Source organism: Jiangella aurantiaca, from assembly GCF_004349105.1.
Classification (GTDB): Bacteria; Actinomycetota; Actinomycetes; order Jiangellales; family Jiangellaceae; genus Jiangella; species Jiangella aurantiaca.
The window spans coordinates 1-20,009 of sequence record NZ_SMLB01000002.1; the positions used below are offsets into that span (position 1 = coordinate 1).

12 protein-coding genes and 1 pseudogene are annotated in these 20,009 nt (G+C 69.9%); 4 read left to right on the forward strand and 9 right to left on the reverse strand.

Going from position 1 to position 20,009, the window contains the following annotated elements:
* Positions 1–71 precede the first annotated feature (71 nt).
* The 3 genes from E1262_RS01465 to E1262_RS01475 form a co-directional block, all read right to left on the reverse strand.
* Entirely contained in the window at positions 72–1,013 is a 942-nt protein-coding gene (locus E1262_RS01465) for a carbohydrate ABC transporter permease (protein ID WP_132101276.1), read from the reverse strand.
* Positions 1,010–2,290 carry an extracellular solute-binding protein gene (locus E1262_RS01470; RefSeq protein WP_132101277.1) on the reverse strand — a complete coding sequence of 427 codons (1,281 nt, stop codon included), beginning with the start codon at positions 2,288–2,290 and terminating at the stop codon, positions 1,010–1,012. Before E1262_RS01470 ends, E1262_RS01465 begins: the two co-directional genes overlap by 4 nt.
* Before the next feature lie 260 nt (positions 2,291–2,550).
* On the reverse strand, positions 2,551–3,615 hold the full coding sequence (locus E1262_RS01475) for a LacI family DNA-binding transcriptional regulator (RefSeq protein ID WP_132101278.1): 1,065 nt from the start codon (positions 3,613–3,615) through the stop codon (positions 2,551–2,553).
* On the opposite strand from E1262_RS01475, the gene E1262_RS01480 reads away from it, so the two are divergent.
* Entirely contained in the window at positions 3,605–3,847 is a 243-nt protein-coding gene (locus tag E1262_RS01480) for a hypothetical protein (RefSeq protein ID WP_132101279.1), read from the forward strand. The genes E1262_RS01475 and E1262_RS01480 overlap by 11 nt on opposite strands.
* An 8-nt stretch (positions 3,848–3,855) precedes the next feature.
* Here the strand turns inward: E1262_RS01480 and yicI are convergent, their stop codons facing one another.
* The 6 genes from yicI to E1262_RS01510 form a co-directional block, all read right to left on the reverse strand.
* Positions 3,856–6,129 carry an alpha-xylosidase gene (gene yicI / locus E1262_RS01485; RefSeq protein ID WP_132101280.1) on the reverse strand — a complete coding sequence of 758 codons (2,274 nt, stop codon included), beginning with the start codon at positions 6,127–6,129 and terminating at the stop codon, positions 3,856–3,858.
* A 22-nt stretch (positions 6,130–6,151) separates the two neighbouring features.
* Positions 6,152–7,057 carry a carbohydrate ABC transporter permease gene (locus tag E1262_RS01490; RefSeq protein ID WP_132101281.1) on the reverse strand — a complete coding sequence of 302 codons (906 nt, stop codon included), beginning with the start codon at positions 7,055–7,057 and terminating at the stop codon, positions 6,152–6,154.
* Complete coding sequence (locus E1262_RS01495; protein WP_203453438.1) at positions 7,057–8,016, reverse strand: carbohydrate ABC transporter permease; 960 nt, start codon at positions 8,014–8,016, stop codon at positions 7,057–7,059. The genes E1262_RS01490 and E1262_RS01495 overlap by 1 nt, the downstream gene beginning before the upstream one ends.
* Before the next feature lie 15 nt (positions 8,017–8,031).
* A complete protein-coding gene (locus tag E1262_RS01500; RefSeq protein WP_132101282.1) occupies positions 8,032–9,345 on the reverse strand; it encodes an ABC transporter substrate-binding protein in 1,314 nt (437 codons plus the stop codon).
* Positions 9,346–9,373: 28 nt separating this feature from the next.
* Positions 9,374–10,414, reverse strand: coding sequence for a LacI family DNA-binding transcriptional regulator (locus E1262_RS01505; RefSeq protein ID WP_203453439.1), 1,041 nt, complete (start codon positions 10,412–10,414; stop codon positions 9,374–9,376).
* Between the two features lie 234 nt (positions 10,415–10,648).
* The gene (locus E1262_RS01510; RefSeq protein ID WP_132101283.1) at positions 10,649–11,680 is read right to left on the reverse strand and encodes a LacI family DNA-binding transcriptional regulator; all 1,032 of its coding nucleotides are present in this window, start codon (positions 11,678–11,680) and stop codon (positions 10,649–10,651) included.
* A gap of 261 nt (positions 11,681–11,941) precedes the next feature.
* On the opposite strand from E1262_RS01510, the gene E1262_RS01515 reads away from it, so the two are divergent.
* From E1262_RS01515 to E1262_RS01525, 3 genes and pseudogenes are all read left to right on the forward strand, one after another.
* The gene (locus tag E1262_RS01515; RefSeq protein ID WP_132101284.1) at positions 11,942–16,852 is read left to right on the forward strand and encodes a glycoside hydrolase family 3 protein; all 4,911 of its coding nucleotides are present in this window, start codon (positions 11,942–11,944) and stop codon (positions 16,850–16,852) included.
* Positions 16,853–16,965: 113 nt separating this feature from the next.
* Positions 16,966–17,382: pseudogene (locus E1262_RS31965) on the forward strand (glycoside hydrolase family 3 N-terminal domain-containing protein); the annotation flags it as partial.
* A 7-nt stretch (positions 17,383–17,389) separates the two neighbouring features.
* The gene (locus E1262_RS01525; protein WP_132101285.1) at positions 17,390–19,954 is read left to right on the forward strand and encodes a glycoside hydrolase family 3 C-terminal domain-containing protein; all 2,565 of its coding nucleotides are present in this window, start codon (positions 17,390–17,392) and stop codon (positions 19,952–19,954) included.
* Positions 19,955–20,009: the final 55 nt, after the last annotated feature.

Here is a 20,009-nt window from a genome sequence, read left to right on the forward strand (position 1 = left end):
GAGGGGGGCGGCGGGGTGCCGGGCCGGTTCCCCGGGACCACCGGTGCCGCGGTCGACAACTGTGTCACGGCCTATCCCTTGCTGCGAAAGGCTCGGAACTGCACGATGCTGAGCAACGCGATCGCGACGAACAGGACGTAGCTCGCCGCCGACGCCGTGCCGTAGTTGCCGAAGCCGAATTCGTTGTAGGTGAAGTAGCTGACCGACAGCGTGGCGTCGAGCGGCCCGCCCCTGGTCATGACGAACGGCTCCTCGAAGAGCTGGAGGAAGCCGACGGAGAGCAGGACGGCGCCCAGCAGGAGCGTCGGCCGGAGCATCGGCAGCGTCACCCGCCAGAACCGCTGCCACGCGTTCGTGCCGTCGACCTGGGCGGCCTCGAGGACGTCCTGCGGGATGGTCTGGAGTCCGGCCAGGAAAATGATCATCAGCGTGCCCATGTTGCGCCACACGGCCATGAGGATCATGGCCGGCATCGCCCAGGCCGGATCGGCCAGCCAGTCCGGCCCGCTGATCCCCACCCAGCCGAGCGCGGTGTTGATCAGGCCGTCGGGCTGGAGGATGAACCGCCAGACGACCGCGACGGCCACGATGCTGGTGACGACCGGGGCGTAGAAGCCCACGCGGAACGCCGTGCGGAACCGGGTGATGCCGTTGTTCAGCGCCACCGCGAGCGCGAGCGCCGCGATCATCGTCAACGGGATGCCGACGGCGACGAAGTACGCAGTGTTGAGCATCGACCGGACGAACTGCGGGTCCTGGAACAGGGCGACGTACTGGTCGATGCCCACGAACGCGACTGCGAACGGCGTCTCGATGTCGCTGTTGCGGAAGTCGGTGAACGACATCCCGAACGAGCTGAGCAGCGGAAAGACCATGAAGACGGCGAAGCTCAGCAGGAACGGCAGCGCGAACGCGTAGGCGATCACCGCCGTCCGGCGGCGCCGGCCGGCGGGACCGAGGCCACCGGAGCGACGACGCGCCCCGGTGACCACGGCCGCTGGTGCGGTCGTCACTCGCCGGTGCCCAGGGAGTCGGCCGTGGCCTGGAGCTCGGCCAGCGCCGTGGCCGGGTCCTTGCCGCCGCGGACGACCTGCTCGAGCTGCGTGTCGGCGGCCGCCGAGACCTCGGGCCATGCGGTGAGGGCCGGCGGGGTCTTCACGTTCTCCAGCTGCTCGCCGAAGACCGAGACCTTCGGGTCCTGCGTCAGGGCGCTGTCCTCCCAGGCCGCCTGCTGCGCCGGCAGGTCGTTCACCGTCCGGAACCACTCGACCTGGACCTCGGGCTGCGACAGCCACTGGATGACCTTCCACGCGGCGTCGGCGTTCTCCGCGTTGTCGAAGACGACGAGGTTCGCGCCCGCGGCGAACGACGTCGACGTGCCGCCGGGCGCGGCGGGAATCCGAGCCACCGCGAACTTGTCCGCGAACTCCGGCCCGCCCGCGGTGAGCAGGCCGGGAACGTCCCACGGCCCGCTCAGGAACATCGGCACCGAGCCGTCGACGAACCGCGACGCGACCGAGCCGGTCTCGGTGTCCGGATTGGGGTTGGCCAGCCCCTCGGTGAAGAAGCCGGCGACGAACTCCAGCGCGCCGGCCATCTCGGGGGTGTCGAACGTCCACTCCGTCTGTTCGGCGTTCATCACCTCGCCGTTGTTCGACCACACGAACGGCAGGATGCTCAGGAACGAGTTCCAGCCGCCCGACGGCAACGAGATCGCGTACTCGGCGCCGTTGGCCTGGTAGGCGCGGGCGAGCTCGCGCAGGCCCTCCCAGTCGGTCGGGAACGTGTCGAAGCCAGCGGCCTGCATCAGGTCCACCCGGTAGAAGATGAGGCGGGTCTCGACGTACCAGGGCACGCCGTAGTGGGTGCCGCCGAGGTCGGTGGTCCCGACCGAGAACGGGAACATGCCCGAGGTGTCGATCCCCTCCGGCGTGGGCTGCAGCGCCTCGCGGAACGTCGGCATCCAGTCCGTCCCCAGCATCCCGATGTCCGGCGTCGTGCCGCCGGCCACCGCCGTCTGGTACTTGTTCTGCGCGGAGTCCCATGGAACCGCCGTGACGGTGATGTCGACGTCGGGGTTCTCCGCCTCGAACGGCGCCAGGAAGTCCTGCAGCGCCTCGCCCTCGGTGCCCTGCGCCCAGATCGTGACCTCACCGGTCGCCGGTCCGTCGGAAATCTCAGCGGCGACGGCGTCGTCGTCCTCGGCATCGCTCTCGCGACCGCAGGCACTGAGAAGCGCGGTCGTCATGAGGGCGGCCGCTGCGACCGTCATCCAGCTGCGTCGGATCATCGTTGGTCCTTCCTTCGATACCGCGGGGCCTGGCGCGAAATCTAAGCGCTTAACATTCGCCCGTCAAACGGGATGGGTAGCGGGCCATCACGAGGACTTCTGGAGCGTCACCACGATTGCAATCGTGGTGACGCTCCAGAAAACGTGGTGACGTGCCCCGGATCGCGGCGAAATCTCACCACGTGGACACCGCGCGGCACGGCAGTCGATGCTCGCCCGTCGCCGGCCCCCGTCCTCCTGACAGCGCCCAGGGCCGCGGCTCATGTCCCGGCCGGAGGAGGGCAGCCGCAGGTCCCGCCGACGACGAGCACCGACCGGAGGGGCTCGTGGACGTGCGCGTCCGGCACGCCGGCCAGGGTGTCTACGAGAATGCGCACGGCGAGCCGCCCGATCGCCTCCATGGGCTGGCGCACGGTCGTGAGCGCCGGCGACAGCAGCTCCCCCGCCACGATCCCGTCGAACCCGGTCACCGCGACGTCGCCGGGAACCGTCAGCCCCTCGGCGCGGAGCGCGTCGATCGCCGCGAGCGCGCTCTGGTCGGTGTCGCAGACGAGCACGTCCGGCAGGTCGCCCCGCTCGAGGAAGCCGCGGACGGCGGCGGCCGCGGTGGGATCGTCGCCGGGGTGGCTGCGAGTGACCGGAGGAACCGGCAGCCCGGCGTCGCGGAGCGTGGCCGTGAAGCCGTCGAAGCGCTGCCGGAACTCGGGCGTGCCGAGCTCGCCGAGGTATCCGAACCGGCGGTGGCCGTGGACGGTCACGAGGTGGCTGGTGAGGTCGGCCATCCCCTGCCGGTTGTCGACGTAGATGGTCCGGACCCCGTCGACCCGCACCTCGCCGCCCAGCTCGACGACGGGGATGCGGCCGGAGACCTGCTTCAGCGCGGTCTCGCCGACCGCGCCGGCGAAGGCGATCAGCCCGTCGACCCGCCCAGCGACATCGATGACCTGCGACAGATGCGGCGCCGCCCGCGTGCCGCCGATCATGAGGGCGTAGCCGCGCCTGCGGCACTCGACCTGCACGCCGCGCTGCACCTCGTCGGCGTACAGCGGGAACAGCCGCGCGGTGGGCATGTCCGTCGCCTGCTCGTCCGTCGCGTCGCTGTCGAGCAGGTAGTCGAACGCGTACAGGCCTATCGCGCCGGTCCGTCCCCGCGCGAGGCCACGGGCGGCGGCGCTGGGCACGTAGCCGAGCTGGTCGGCCGCCGCCATGACGGCGGCCAGGGTGTCGGACTTGACGCGATCGGGCTTCGTGAACGCGAACGAGACGGTCGCGATCGACACACCGGCGAGCTCAGCGACGTCGTAGAGCGTTGCCTTGCGTGCCACCTGGAGCCCTTCCCACCCGTCCGCGCCTCTCCGACGCGTTCAGGGTAGTCCGCGGCGCCGGGGCCGGCGGTATCAACGTCTCGTCACCGTCGCCACCACCGGGACCGCGCCGCTGCACCAGCTGCTCGGCTCCGACTCGCTCGGATTCGCCGACGCCCGCGTCGAGTCGCTCGAGGCCGGCATCGAGTCCGCACGAGCCCTCGCCGTCACGACCGACATCCCCCAGAGCTGAGCCCGTCGTCACACGTTCAGGGTCAGGCGCGTCGTACCGGGTTCGGCCTGGACGACGGTTCGGGTGCCGGCCAGCTCGACACGCCACGCGACATCGTCGCGGTCGGAGCTGACGTCGATGCGCGCGCCCTCGCGCCGTACCCGGTAGGTGACGCGTGCGTCGTCCTCGGGCGCGGGCACGACGAGGGTCGAGTCGTGACCGTCGGCCAGCTCGTACAGGCGCAGCGTGATGCCGTCGGCGTAGTCGTAGTCGGGCCGGTCGTCGACGGCGCCGAAGGGCAGCACGGAGTCCGGGCGCACCAGCACCGGCGCGCTGTCGAAGCCGTACGTCTCGGTCACCCACCGCGGTCCGGTCACCTGCGTGCCGTCCAGCAGCGACGTCCACGTCCCGGCCGGCACGTAGTACGACACCGAGCCGTCCGCGCTCATCACCGGCGCCACGAGCAGCCGGTCGCCCAGCAGGTACTGGCGCTCCAGGTACGTCGTCGCCGGGTCGTCCGGGAACTCCAGCACCAACGGACGCAGCATCGGCACGCCGTCCTCGTAGGCCTCCCGGGCCATCGCCGACAGGTACGGCATCAGCCGCAGCTTCAGCCGGGTGAAGCGGCGCAGCACGTCGACCGCCTCGTCGTCGAAGGCCCACGGGACACGGTACGAGGTGGAGCCGTGCAGCCGGCTGTGCGACGACAGCAGCCCGAACGGGATCCACCGCTTGAACACCGCCGGGTCCGGGAGGTTCTCGAACCCGCCGATGTCGTGGCTCCAGTACCCGAACCCGGACATCGCCAGCGACAGGCCGCCGCGCAGGCTCTCGGCCATCGAGGCGAACGTGGAGTCGTTGTCACCGCCCCAGTGGACCGGGAAGCGCTGGCCGCCGGCGGTGGCCGAGCGGGCGAACACCACCGCGCCGCCGTCGCCGTGGCGTTCCCTGAGCGCGTCGAAGACCGTCTGGTTGTACAGCTGCGTGTAGTAGTTGTGCATCCGCTCCGGGTCGGCGCCGTCGTCCCACACCACGTCGGTGGGCACCCGCTCACCGAAGTCGGACTTGAACGCGTCGACGCCCATGTCCATGAGCCGGCGCAGGTGTGAGGCGTACCAGGCGCGCGCCTCCGGGTTGGTGAAGTCGACCAGGCCCATGCCGGCCTGCCAGCGGTCCCACTGCCAGACCGACCCGTCGGGCCGCCGCACGAGATAGCCCTTCGCCGCGCCCTGCGCGAACAGCGGCGAGCGCTGCGCGATGTACGGGTTGATCCACACGCAGATGCGCAGCCCGCGGGCCTTGAGCCGGGCCAGCATCCCCTCGGGATCCGGGAACGTCCGCGGGTCCCACTCGAAGTCGCACCAGTTGAACTCCCGCATCCAGAACGTGTCGAAGTGGAACACGCTCAGCGGGAGGTCGCGCTCGGCCATGCCCTCGACGAACGACGTGACGGTCGCCTCGTCGTAGTCGGTGGTGAACGACGTCGACAGCCACAGGCCGTACGACCAGGCCGGGACCCGGGCCGGACGGCCGGTGAGCGCGGTGTAGCGCCGCAGGATCTCCTTCGGGGTCGGCCCGTGGATGACCAGGTACTCGAGCTCCTGGCCGGCGACGCTGAACTGCGTCCGTGACACCAGCTCCGAGGCCAGCTCGAACGACACCAGGCCCGGGTGGTTGACGAATACCCCGTAGCCGGCGTTGGTCAGGTAGAACGGGACGTTCTTGTAGGCCTGCTCGCTGGCGGTGCCGCCGTCGTTGTTCCAGATGTCGACGGTCTGCCCGTTCTTCACCAGCGGACCGAACCGCTCCCCCAGCCCGTACACCACGTCACCGGGCGCAAGGTCCAGCCGCTGGGCCACGTGGTGGACGCCGTCGGGCGTGGTCATGAAGCCCATGCCCTTTGTGCTCGACGACGTGAGGACCCGGTCCCCGGCCACGAAGTCGACCCGCCAGTCATCGCCGCGGACCACTCGCGCCGTCAGCCCGCCCGAGGTCAGCTCGGCGACGTCGTCGCCGGCGTGTGTCGTCACCGGAACGCTCGCGGCACCGGGCAGTTCGAACGACGGCGGCCGCCGCAGCCCTCCGGCGTGGTGGACGATCCGCACGGCGACGACGTCGGGCATGGGCGAGGAGAACCTGACGGTCGCCAGCGGCCGGTTGAGCACGTCGCCACGCCGGCGGATCCGCTGGGTGGGTGCGTAGACCGTGAGGGTGCTCTCCGTCGTCTCGACGTCGTAGGCCTCGGCCGGGTGCAGGGCGGTGACTCCGGGTCGAATGCCCCAGTAGCCGTCGGTGAACTTCACGCTCTGGTTCCTTTCAGGTGTCTCACTTGACCGCGCCGGCGGTGATGCCCCGGGCGAGCGTGCGCTGGAAGATGAGGAAGAAGACGATCGCCGGGACCACGCCGAGCAGCGCGGCGGCACTGGTCGTGGTCGCGTCCATCAGCCGGTCCCCCTCCAGGACGCCGAGGGCGACGGGCACCGTCTGGTTGTCGTTGGAGATCAGGAAGATCAGCGGGATGAAGAACTCGTTCCACGTCCAGATGAAGAAGAAGATGAGCAGGACGGACAGCGTCGGGCGGCTGATGGGGAAGACGACCCGCCACAGCGTCTGCCACTTGCTCGCCCCGTCGAGAGCGGCCGCCTCGAGCACCTCCTTCGGGAAGGTGCCGAACACCGAGGCCAGCAGGTAGGTGCCGAACGCGCTCTGGATCACCGTGAAGATGATGATCACGGCCAACTGGGTGTCGTAGAGGCCGATCTCCTTCGAGATGTAGTACAGCGGGTAGATCAGCGTCTCCTGCGGCAGCATGTTCGCCATCAGGAACAGCACCACGATCGACAGTCGTCCCCTCACCCGGCCGATGCCCAGCGCATAGGCGTTGAACAGCGAGATGAGGACGCCCAGGACAGCGACCGAGCCCGCGATGAAGAACGAGTTCCACAGCTTCTGGCCGAAGTTCACCCGGTTCCAGAAGTCCACCATGCCGGTGGTGTAGATCTCCGTGGGCAGGCTCAGCGGCCCGGCGGTCGAGTAGTCCGCCGGCGACTTGAACGCGTTGAGGACGATGACGCCGAACGGGAACAGCATCACCACCGCGCCGGCGACGAGGACCGCCAGTACGATCCAGCGCACCGCGCCGCGATGATGGCGGTCGCGCCGGCGGCCCGTCGCCGGCGACGGCTCCGCGGGCGGCCCGGCCGCCGTCGACGTGGACTCCAGCGTGGTCATCACCCGCGGTCCTTTCGCTCGCTCGCCGCCTGGGCACGGATGAACACGATGCTCAACACGATGATGATCAGCGTCAGCACGGTGGCGATGGCGGCTCCGTAGCCGACCCGCGCCTTCTCGAAGAAGTTCTGGTAGGCGAAGTACGACGGCACGTTGGTGGCGTTGCCGGGGCCGCCCCTCGTCAGCACGAAGATCGGGCCGAACACCTTGAGGGCTGCGATGGTGCAGGTGAGCGTGACGACGAACGTCTCCGGCCGGATCTGGGGCAGAGTGATGGCCCGGAACCGCCGGAACCAGCCCGCGCCGTCGATCTCCGCGGCCTCGTACAGCTCCGGGTCGACGCGCTGCAGCGCCGCCATGAAGATGACGACGGGGTAGCCGATCTGGACCCAGACCATGATCGCCATGACGGTCGGCATGGCAGTGTCGGGATCGCCGAGCCAGTTCTGCGCCAGGCCGTCCAGGCCGACGGCGTCGAGCAGGCCGTTCAGCGCCCCGTTGTCGGGACGCAGGATCCAGCCCCAGACGATGCCGGCGACGGCCACCGGGATGATCTGCGGCAGGTAGTACATCGCCCGCAGCGCGCTCGCGCTGCGGCCGCCGAACCGCTTGCCGATGACGTCGAAGAGCACCGCGGCCAGGATGAGCCCGATCACGGTGGGCGCGATCACCATTGCGACGATCATCGCGACGGAGTTGCGGAACGAGGCCCAGAAGGCGTCGTCGGCGAAGAGCTCGGTGTAGTTGTCGAACCCGATCCAGGTCAGCTCCCCGATGCCCGGCCACTTGGCGAGGCTCAGGCCGAGGTTCATGAAGAACGGGACGACGATGACACCGAGGAAGAGCAGGCCGCCCGGGAGGAGGTACAGCCAGTACGCCCGGCCGCCCTCGCCGATGCCGGAGGCCACCCGGCCGCGCGAGCGCGGCCGGGTGGGTGGGGTGGATGGTGTCGCGACCACGGGTTCCTCCGGCGATCAGCCGGTGATCTCCGCGACGCCGGCGTCGTAGGGCGCCTTCAGCTCCTCCAAAACGTCCGCGGGCGACGCGCTCTGGTTGATCAGCTGCTGCAGCGCGGCGACGAGGACGTCGTAGTAGCCGGCGACCGGCCAGTCCGGGTAGAAGGCGAGCCCGTCGGAGTCGTTGACCTCGTTGAAGAGCGTGATGAGCTCCTGGCTCTTCGGGTCGGTGATGTCGGCCGGGTCGGCGGCGACCGGCACACCGCCGTTGTTGCCGAGCAGTGCCTGGATCTCCGGGCGCATGGTGATGTCGATGAACTCGTAGGCCAGCTCCTTGTTCTCCGAGCCCGTCGGGACGACCCAGATGTTGCCGCTGGAGCCGGGGTGCAGGTCGGACTCGGGGAAGGTGAACACGCCCCAGTCGAAGGTGTCGGCGATCTCGTCGACGAACCGGCCGTACCACCAGGAGCCGGAGTAGACCATCGGGTACTCGCCGGCCATGAACGCCGTGCCCATGTCCTCGGCGGTGAGGCTGGCGGACTCGCCGCTGACGTAGCCGGCCTTGATCCACTCGTCGAACGTCTCGGCGCCGTAGCTCAATTCGGGGCCGGTGAAGTCGACGGGGTTCTCGTACAGCTGGTAGTCGTTGACGAACTGCCGGTCGGCCTGGGTCAGCGCCAGCTCGTAGAAGAGCTGACCGGCCGGGTACTCCGCGCCCGACATGGCCAGCGGCGTGACTCCGGCGGCGACGAAGGTGTCCATCGCGGCCAGCAGGTCGTCATAGGTCGTCGGCACCTCGACGCCGTGCTGGGCGAAGAGATCCTTGTTGTAGTAGACCATGACGAACTCGCCATAGTTCGGGACGCCGTACCAGGCGCCCGAGCCCATCACGCCGCGCTCGTCGTAACGGGCCGTGGTCTGCAGGCTCTCGGAGAGCTGCTGGTCCCAGCCGCGTTCCTCGGCGACGCCGGTGATGTCGGTCAGCAGCCCCTGCGAGGCCAGCAGCCCGGCCGAGGCGTTGCCCTTGTTGTACTCCATGATGTCCGGCGCCTCGTCGGAGTTGAGCACCATGTTCGCCGTCTGGCGGATCTGCTCGAACCCCTTCTCCTCGAACTCGACGGTGGCGCCGGTCTCTTCCTCGAAGATGCGGATCGCCTCGGCCCAAGCGACGCCCATCGCGCTGTTCGCGCCCTCGTAGTGCCACAGCCGCAGCGTTTCGCCGCCGCCGTCCCCGCTGCCGGTCGAGCTGTCGTCGTCGCCGCCGCATGCGGCGAGGACGAGGGCAGTGGAGGCGAGCACGGCGGCGCCGGCGAGTCTTCTCCTGGTGAACATGTCGCTCCTCGGTTCTGGACGGTCTTGATCAGCTCGTGGTGGGTGCCGGGCCGGTGGTCGCCCCGACGTCGAGCCGGCACGGGATGAGCTCGTGCAGGGTCGAGGCGCCCGTGGCCGCGACGGCCGGCGGTCCCTCGATCCGGGCGAGCAGGGACTCCACGCCGAGGCGGCCCAACCGGGCGCCTGGCGCGGCCATGGTGGTCAGCCGCGGGTGGCTCAGGGCGCCCACCTGCGGCGATGAGACGACCGACAGCACCGACACGTCACCGGGAATGCGGCGTCCGCCGTCGACGATCTGTGCGACAGCACCGAAGGTGGCGTTGTCGTTCAGGGTCACCAGCGCGGTGAGATCCGGGCGCTCGGCGAACAGCTCGGCGACCGCCGCCCGCCCAGCGTCGGCGGTCTCGTCGCAGTGCCGGATGGCGGTGAGCAGGCCACGCTGCCGCGCCTCCCGCTCGAAGGCCGCCAGCACCCGGACCGTCGGTCCGTAACCGGCCTGGAGGCTGCCTCGGGAGTGGCTGAGCAGCCCGATGTGCCGATGCCCCAGCCCGGTCAGGTGGTCCAGGGCGTCGCGCACCGTGGCGTCGAAGTCGATGTCGGCGTAGGGCAGGCCGGCGGGGTCCGCGGTCCGCCCGATCAGCGTGAACGGCGTGTCGCCGCGCTGCAGCTCCACCACACGTGGGTCGTGGAGCTTCACCTCCATGACGACGACGCCGTCGACGAGTCGCTGCCGGACCAGGTCGCGGGTCTCCGCCTCGTCGTCCGCGCCGGTCGGCCAGAGCACGAGGTGGTAGCCGTGCCGGCGGGCGGTCTCGGCGGCCGACGTCACGAACTCCAGGGCCGTGCCGGAGAGCCCCCGCTCGATGGCCGGGAACAGCAGCGCGAGGATGTGCGACCGCCGGCTGGCCAGTCCCCGGGCCAGCGCGTTGCGCTGATAGCCGAGGGTGTCCATGGCGGCCTGGACGCGCTGGCGGGTGGTGTCGGACACCGGCCGGACGCCGGTGAGGACGTAGGACACAGTGCTGACGGAGACGCCCGCGAGCCGTGCGACGTCCTGCATCGTGGCCATCCCCGCACCTCCTCGTGCGCCGCCGTCGAAGTATCGAAGCGTTTCGTCGAAACGCTTCGATCGCACATTCTTCACAGCCCAGCCGGATCAAATCAAGAGCGGGAGGGTCACAAGATGGCGACGCCACCGTGTCGATCTTGGAGTTGTTCGGCCATCGCGGGGTGAAATGTCCGATAGATGGCCGCACTACTCCAAGATCAACACAAAGCGTCGGGCAGAAAGCAGGGCCGTCGCTCAGGAGGCGCGGACCGGCCCGCAGCTCTGGCCCTCCACCAACCGGCAGGGCAGCAGGACCTGGGTCGGCGTGGGAGGCTCGCCGGCACGGAACTCGAGCTCGTCGATCAGCATGTGCACGCCCAGGCGGCCGAGTTCGGAGCTCTGCGGCTCAAGGGTCGTGAGCTTGGGCCGCATCATCTCGGTCACCCTGGTGGACGAGACCATCGACAAAAGGGAGAAGTCGCCGGGCACCCGCCAGCCGATCTCGTCCAGGGCGTCCATGACACCGACGATGGCGTGGTCGTTCATCACGGCCAACGCGGTGAGGTGTGGCGCCATCGCCCTGAGCTCGTGGAACGCCGCGCGCCCGGCAGCGACGTTGTCGCCGCACAGCCGCTCGAAGTGCTCCACGCCGGCCTCCATGGCCGCGCGGCGGAACCCGTCGGCGGCCCGCACCGTCGGCCCGTACCCGACCGAGAACGCCGACGGGGAATGGTTGAGGAAGCCGATGCTGCGGTGCCCCAGCGCCGTCAGATGCGACACGGCATCCCGAGCGGCCTGCTCGAAGTCGATGTCTGCGTAGTTGATCGAGCCGGGTTCGCTGGTGCGCCCGATCATGCTGAACGGCAGGCCGGCCTGCCGCAGGAGGTCGACCCGCTCGTCGTCCAGGCGGACCTCCATGACCACGGCGCCGTCGATCAGGCCCTGCCCGGTGAGCCGGTCGAGCTGCCGCACGTTGCGCAGCTCGCTGGGCCAGAGCACCAGGTGGTGGTCGCGCTCCAGCGCCGCCTCAGCCGCACCGATGACGAACTCCATCTCGGTGACGCCCATGCCACGCTCAGGGGTCGGGAAGAGCAGCGCGATGATGCGGGTCCGCTTGCTGACCAGCCCCCGCGCGATGGCGTTCGGCTCGTACCCGAGCTCGTCCATCGCCTTCTGGATGCGCCGCCGCGTCGTGGCCGACACCGCCCGGGTCCCGTTGATCGCATATGACACGGTGCTCAGCGCGACGTTCGCGCGACGAGCCACGTCGATCATCCGCGGCGCCACCGACGGCTCACCTCACTGCCTCTGACGCATGGTTCGCGAAACGGCATCCGCAAATCATCGCACATGGGCCTACCAGCAGCGTATGGCCGGTTTCCCCGCTGGTTTCCGGGAACGCGAACAGGAAACCCGTTCGACTCCGGCTATTGACATAGCGGACATCTACTGCCACTTTCGAAGCGCTTCGACTCAGACCGACCACTTCCCCGCTCCTGGACGGCGCCCGCGAGGCCGGCGCGTCCCGACCGAGAGGATGTCGAGCTCATGTCGCCGAGTCCACACCCCAGGCGCCGGCCCGACGAGCCCAGCGGCCTTCGCTGGCGGCTCGTCCGCGCGGCGCGCGGGCTGCTGGCCGTTCTTGTCGTCCCGCTGCTGGCCGCCGCGATCCTCCAGGCCCCGGGGGCGGGAGCCGTGGACGCGGCGCCGCCAGGCGGTGCCGCGGCCGCGGCTCAGAGCGGCCGGTACGAGTACCCGTTCCAGGATCCGTCCCTCAGCCCGGACGAGCGGGTGCGCGACCTGATCGCGCGACTGACGCTGGACGAGAAGGTGGGCCTGCTGCACCAGTTCAGCGGCGCGATCATCAGGCTGGGCATCCCGCAGTTCCGGACCGGCACCGAGGGCCTGCATGGGCTCTCCTGGCTCGGGCCGGCCACGGTGTTCCCGCAGAACACCGGCCTGGCGGCGACCTGGAACCGGGAGCTGATCGCCGACGTCGGCGAGGTGATCGGCAGTGAGACGCGCGCCTACAACAGCGTCGACGCCCGGTTCAACGGCGTCAACGTATGGGGTCCGGTGGTCGACCTGGCGCGCGACCCGCGTAGCGGCCGGGCGTCGGAGAGCATGGGCGAGGACGCGTTCCTGTCGGGCGTGATGGCGGACTTCATGGCGCGCGGGATGCAGGGCCAGGAGGACGAGTTCTACTACCAGACCATTCCGACGCTGAAGCACTTCGCGGCCTACGGGCAGGAGGCGCAGCGCACGTCGTACTCGGCCAACGCGTCGCCGCGAAACCTGTACGAGTACTACTTCCGCGCCTTCCGCTACGGCATCGAGTCCGGCGCGGCCAACGGCGTCATGACGGGGTACAACCTGATCAACGGCAAGCCGGTCATGACGATGCCGGAGCTCAGGTCGGTCGTCTATGACGAGTGGGTCCCGGGCGGCTACAGCGGCGGCAGCTTCTTCAACGTCACCGACGCGGCGTCGCCGGGCAACCTGAGCGGCTCGAACGCGTACTACCCGAACAGCACGCTGGGCCAGGCGGCGAGCATGGCCGACTCGATCGGGAACGGCGTCGCGGCGATGACGCCGTCGGACACCGACACGCCCACGACGCGCCGGTGGATCTACGAGGCGCTGGCGCGCGGCATGATCACCGAGCAGGACATCGACGAGGTCATCTACGGCGTCCTGCTGGTGCGCCTGCACGCCGGTGACCTGGACGTGGACCCGGTGAACCCGTACAAGCGGATGAACAAGCGCAACGCCCTGACCACCGAGGCCAACGCCGCCGTCGCCGCGCAGGCGGCGCGTGAGCAGGTGGTGCTGCTGAAGAACGACGACGACATCCTGCCGCTGTCGTCGTCGAGCGATGTGGCCCTGGCCGGCCCGCTGGGCGACGAGAACTCGACGGACTTCTACGCCGGCACGTACCCCTACACGACGCTGATCAAGGACGAGGTCGAGTCGAAGCTCGACGGCGGCGCCGGCGCATTGTCGTTCAGCCGCGGCGTGGACCTCGTGGCGCTGAAGGTGGCGAACGGGACGGGCGCGCCGGCGGGCAGGTTCGTCGTGACCGGCGCCTCGGCCGGTGCTCCGCTGACCGGCACCGGCACATCCGCCGACGACGCGAACGCCCAGTTCTACCTGTACGACTACGGCTACAACAACATGCTGCTCCGCTCGGCCGCGCACGATCGCTACGTCGCCGCCCGCGGCCCGGGCAACACGCTGGTCGCCAGCGCTGACCCGCCCGGCTACCAGTCCAAGAACCGCGCGACCCAGCAGTGGTTCACCGACCAGAACCTCGGCCTGGTCGGCCAGACCGGCGGGCTGGTGTCGCTCCGGTTCGTCAAGGGGACCGGGATCACGGCGCCGAACCAGGCTCCGAACGTGTTCGTGGACCCGGCGTCGTCGAACGTCCTTCACAACGGGGGCGCGTCGAGCCCGAACCGCCAGTTCGAGCTGGTGACCGTGCGCGACGGTGTCGCCGACGCCGTGGCCAAGGCCGAGGGCGCGGAGGTCGCCGTCGTCGCCGTCGGGGACCAGCCGCACATGACCTCGCGCGAGACGTTCGACCGGCAGAGCACCCCGCCCGGCATCGGGCTGGCCCCGCAGCAGGAGGAGCTCATCGAGGCGGTCGCGGCGGCGAACCCGAACACCGTTGTCGTGGTTGTCGGCAGCTACCCGTTCGACCTGCGGAAGGTGCAGGCCAACCCGAACGTCAAGGGCATCGTGTACACGACCCACGCCGGACAGGAGCTCGGCACGGCGGTCGCGGACGTGCTGTTCGGCGACTACGCACCGGCCGGACGGCTCACCCAGACGTGGTACCCGGGACTCGAGGTGCTGCCCACCATCTCCGACTACGACATCATCAAGGGCGAGCGGACCTACCAGTACTACGACGGCGAGGTCCTCTACCCCTTCGGCTACGGCCTGACCTACACCGACTTCGAGCACACGGACCTGTCCGTGTCGCCGTCGACGGTGGCCAACACCTCCGACACGAGGGTGACCACCGTGGTGACCGTACGGAACACCGGTGACGTCGCCAGCGACGAGGTCGTGCAGCTGTACGCCACGTACCAGGACGCCGGCGAGTCCCGGGTGCAGCACCCGATCAAGACTCTGGTCGGCTTCGAGCGCGTGCACCTGGCGCCGGGCGAGTCGCAGGAGGTCAGCATCGACGCCGACCTGTCGGAGCTGGCCATCTGGGACGTCGAGGCCGGCCGCTTCCACGTGGAGCCGGGCACGTACCGGCTGACGACCGCCACATCCTCGGCCGAGCAGGACGAGCGGGCAGCGGGCGAGCTCGAGGTCACCGGCACACCGCTGCCGGTCCGCGACCTCGGCAAGGTGACCCCCGCTTACACCTTCGACGACTACTCCTTCACCGACCAGACCACGACCGGGCTGCGCGCGGACGTGGTACCCACGTCGGTCCACGAGGACGACTCGTACGGCATCGAGGTGCGCAAGGCCGGCGCCTGGGTCGAGTACGGCGACGTCGACCTGTCCGAGGACCAGGAGGGCATCGTGCTGCGGGCGGCCAACCCGAACGCGCAGCCGGCGCAGGTGGAGATCTGGGCCGGCGGGCCCGGCGCCGACGGTGTCAAGGTCGGGACCGTCTCGGTGCCCCCGACCGGGCACGCCCAGACGTTCGTCAACGTCGGCGCGAGCCTGTCCGGGCTGCCCGGCGGCCGCGACGACCTGTACCTGGTGTTCCCCACCGCCGGTGTCCGGGTGGCCTGGCTGCGGCTCGGCGACGTCGACCCGGTCGAGAACGGCAAGGTGTCGGTGACGTCGAACCACTTCAACAACAACATCGGCACCTCGCTGAGCCGCTTCCACGTCGAGGTGCCGGCCATCGTCCAGCAGCGGCAGGGCAGCCTCCTGCTCGAGGCGGGCATCGACGGCACCGGTGTCGTCGACGGCCCGGTCTCGTGGACGGTGACCACGCCGGACGGCGGCGCCACTCCCCTGGCCACGATCACCGCGTCCGGCCAGCTGACGGCGACGGGCTCGGGCGACGGCACCGTGCGCGCGGTGGCGACCTATGCCACCTCGTCCGGGCCGGTCACGGGCTGGCTCGATGTCGAGCTGCGCAACCAGGGTGTGCCGGCCGGGACCGCGGCGGAGGCCGTCATCATCAGGAGCGGCTGGGACTCCCGCCCGCCGGACATCTCGTGGGGACCGAACCAGTTCACGAAGTTCGGGGCGATCCACGAGTACCAGGGCTCGCTGCTGCTCAGCGCGGTCACCTATCCGTTCACCAACACGACCCGGCCCGTCACGTTCACGGTCGCCGACGAGGACGGCAACCCGAGCGAGCTGGCCACGATCGTCGACGAAGGCCCGGGCTTCGTGGAGGGTCAGACCTCCGGGAACAACAACCGGGCCCACAACGCCACGCTGCGCGCCACCGGCGCCGGCGACGGTGAGGTGTACGTGACGGCCACGACGTCGAACGGCCTGTCCTACACGTCACGGATCGTGATCCAGAACCAGGAGACCCGTGACCCCTACGAGGGCCGCTACCAGGCCGAACTGTTCGACGCCTCCGGGAACGTCTCCGGTGCGGCATCGCACCTGCGGGCCGACAACGTCCACGGCGACGACGTCGGACTCCAGCTGAACCGCATCCGCAACGGCGACTACGCCGTGTACCGCAACGTGGACTTCGGCGACCCCGAACTGCTCGACCTCACGCTGCGCTACCTGAAGGTCTCCTCGGCACCCGCGACCGTCACGGTAATGGCCGATGACCCGGTCGAGGGCACCGAGCTGGGCACGGTCACGCTGACCGGGGAGCACGACCTGACCTCCGCGGAGGACTACGCGAACCCCGTCTACGAGTGGGCGGAGACCACCGTCGACCTCGAGCCGCTCGCGGGCGTGCACGACGTATACCTCGTGTTCACGGTCGCGCCGGAGGTGCCGGACACCGACATCTCCAGCACGTACGGCGCGGTGGCCGGCTGGCTGGACCTCGGCATCAACTGGTTCACGTTCCGCGGCGTCCAGTGCGACCGGACCATCTCCGGACCGCACACCCGGCCGCTCGAGGTCGACTCGGGCGTGACCTGCCTGACCGAGGGCGCCAAGGTGGTCGGCCCGGTGACGGTGGCGGCCGGCGCCGGCCTACTGGCCTCGGGGGCGACGATCTCCGGGCCGGTCACGGCGACCGGCGCCGACGTCGTCGACGTGCGCGACACCCGGATCTCCGGCGGCGTCAGGGTCGAGGGCACCACCGACAGCGTGACGATCTCCGGGAACCGGATCACGGGACCGGTGAACCTGCACGACAACACCACCGTGCCCAGGCCGATCGTGGTGTCCGGCAACAACATCAGCGGACCGGTGGCGTGCACGGGCAACGAACCCGCACCGGTCGACGGCGGCGTGCCGAACCAGGTGGTCGGCCGCGTCACCGGCCAATGCGCTGACCTCTGATCGGGCCGAGCCGGCGGAGGCGGGACTGCCGGGTCCCGCCTCCGCCGGGACGGCCACCCATCGCTCACCCGGCGGGACCGCAGCGCCCTCCGGGTCATTCGGCCAACGCCACCATGTTCCCCCAGGCCGTGGGCCTGGGATCGACGTGGGACACCGAGCTACTGGAACAGGTGGGCCACGTCGTCGGCTTCGAGACCAGGTCGCGCAACGCCAACGCGCTGCGGGTCTGGGCACCCGTGCTGGACGTCGGGGTGAACCCGCTGGCGGGCCGGTTCGAGGAGACCTACGGCGAGGACCCGTTCCTGTGCGGCACGCTGGGCACGTCCTACGCGTTCGGCATCAAGGGCCGCGACCCCTTCTACATCCTGGCCAAGCCGGAGCTGAAGCACTTCTTCGCCTACAGCCACGAATGGAACCGGGCGCGGACGAGCAGCAGCATGAGCATCCGGTCGATGTACGAGTTCCACCTCGTCAGCTACCGGAAACCGGTCGAGGCCGGCGCCGTGCTCGGCGCGATGACGTCGTACAACATGGTCAATGGAGTGCCCACGATCATCCACCCGATCACGCAGACGCTGCGCGCGGAGTGGGCGCCGGGCAACTTCATGTTCGTGCCCGGACGCGTGGGACACCTTCAACCTGTACAACACCAAGGGTGCGCCATACGCGTATCCGCTGGAGCGCCCCGCCGACCACGACACCTCCTACCCGGCCGGGCTGAGCCCCGACCCGGACGACGACGTCGCCGTCCGGAACACGACGGGTGCGCTGCTGCTGATCGCGGGGCTGACGAACTTCAACGACGGCAACGGCGCCGGCTTCAACGGCGCCCTCGCCGCCCGCAATGCCGTGCAGTCCGGGGTGCTCGGCGTGTCGATGGACCACGTCGACCGGGTGGTGCGCGACTGGCTCGCGTACAAGATCCGCACCGGTGCCCTGGACGGCGAGACGAACCCCTACAACAGCTCCGTGATCCCGCCCAACCCGACCCCGAACCAGCTGGAGAGCAGCAAGGAGCTCGCTCTGCTGGCCGCGCGGGAGCAAATCGTCCTGCTCAAGAACCGCGACGGCGTGCTGACGCTCGATCCGCGGCAGGTGCGGACGCTGGCCGTCGTCGGGCCGCTCGCGGACGTCAACCTGCGCGACTACTACAGCCCGCGCCCGCCGGCGCGAGTGACGCCGCTGCAGGGCATCGTGGACAAGCTCGGCGCGGACCGGGTCCGGTTCGACAACGGCACCGACGTCGTGGCGTGGCAGTCGGTGGCGCATGGGACGTTCGTGACGAACGGGACCGGCAACGCACCCATGACAGCGGCCTTCACACCGGCGAACGCACCGATCGAGCGCGGCTACCAGCTCGCCGACGGCTCCCACGTCGGTCCCGGGCAGGCGTTCCACGACTACGACTGGGGCTTCGACCAGCACATGTTCCGCAGCGTCGCCACCGGGAACTACGTCAACAGCAACCAGGCGATCGTGAACAACGCCACCGAGCTGCGGACCTCGCAGGCGACGATGGTCGACAACAACATCTGGAACATCAACGTCAACTTCCACCACCTGCGCAACGAGGACGGGACCCGCTCGATCTACGGCGTCGACTACATCCAGGACGACCAGTTCTACCGGTGGTTCACGAACGGCCGCTACGTGCAGGCCGACTCAGACGTCCAGCGCACGCTGCGCCCAACCCTCACCTACGACGCGTTCGCCGCCGGGGACGAAACCGTGCGCGCGCCGGCCAAGTTCACCGAGCACCTGCTGGAGAGCGGCGCCGAGCGGGCTGCCGCCGCGGCGGGCGCTGCGGACTACGCCGTCGTGGTCATCGGCAACCACGTGCTGACCAACGCCCGCGAGAGCCAGGACCGGCCGGGGCTCGCCCTGTCGCCACAGCACGCCGAGCTCGTCCGTGCCACCGCCGCGGCCCGCCCCGGCAGGACCGTCGTGGTGATCGTCAGTAGCTATCCGTTCGCCGTCAAGGAGATCGAGGACAACCCCGACGTCGCGCCCGTCCTGTACACGTCGCACGCCGGGCAGGCCGCCGGGACGGCGCTCGCCGACGTCCTGTTCGGCGACTACGCGCCCGCCGGCCGGCTCAGCGCCACCTGGCTGGTCGACGAGAGTTCGCTGCCGGCCATGGGCCCGGACGCCGACGGCCACGACGATCACTACACGGTCGACATGCTGGAGTACGACGTCATCTCCTCGAAGCGGACCTACCGGTACTCCGACGCGCCGCACGTCTACCCGTTCGGCCACGGGCTGACCTACACCGAGTTCCGCTACCACGACCTCTCCTACCGGCGGCTGGCGAACGCCGACGCGCCGTTCGAGGTCGGGTTCGGGCTGACCAACACCGGTGCGACGACGAGCGACGAGGTCGTCCAGGTGTACCTGCGTTCGCGGGACTCCGCCTACGGCGACCGGGTGCCGCGCAAGCAGCTCGTCGGCTTCCAGCGGGTCAAGGCGATCGCTCCCGGCGAGACCCGCCGGGTCAGCATCCGGGTCGATCCGCAGGACATGTTCGTGTGGGACGTCGTCCGCCAGCGCCCCGTCGTCGAGACCGGTGACCACGACCTCATGGTCGGCGCGTCGTCCGAGGACATCCGCCTCGATGGCCTGCTGTTCATCAAGGGCGAGCGCATCGGCGGCCTGGATCTGACGACCGTGCGCAACGCCTGGGAGCACTACACGATGAGCAGCGGTATCACGCACTGGGAGGTCTCCAAGCGCAACACCCTGCAGCGCGCCGGCGGCTACCACTCGGTCGGCTCCCGCCGCGACGGCGACTGGATCGGCTTCACCAAGGTGCTGCTGAACGGCGTCAACGGGATCGAACTGCGCGTCGCCACCACGACGCACGACTGGGCCGACCTGACCGGCGCCGCCATCGATATCCGCATCGACGCTCCGGACGGCCCGCGCCTGGGCACCGTCGCCGTCGGCCCGACGGACGGCCTGCAGGACTTCGTCACCCTGCGGGCGCCCCTGCCCGGCCGGCCGGGTACCCGGGGCAGCCACGACCTGTACCTGGTGTTCCGGTCCGGCGGCATCTACCTCGACACCGTCCAGCTGCTGCATGCACGACCACGTGGGGCGTAGCTCCGCGCCGAGCGGAGGCGTGGCGGTCGCCGGGTGGGCCGAGCACCCGGCGATC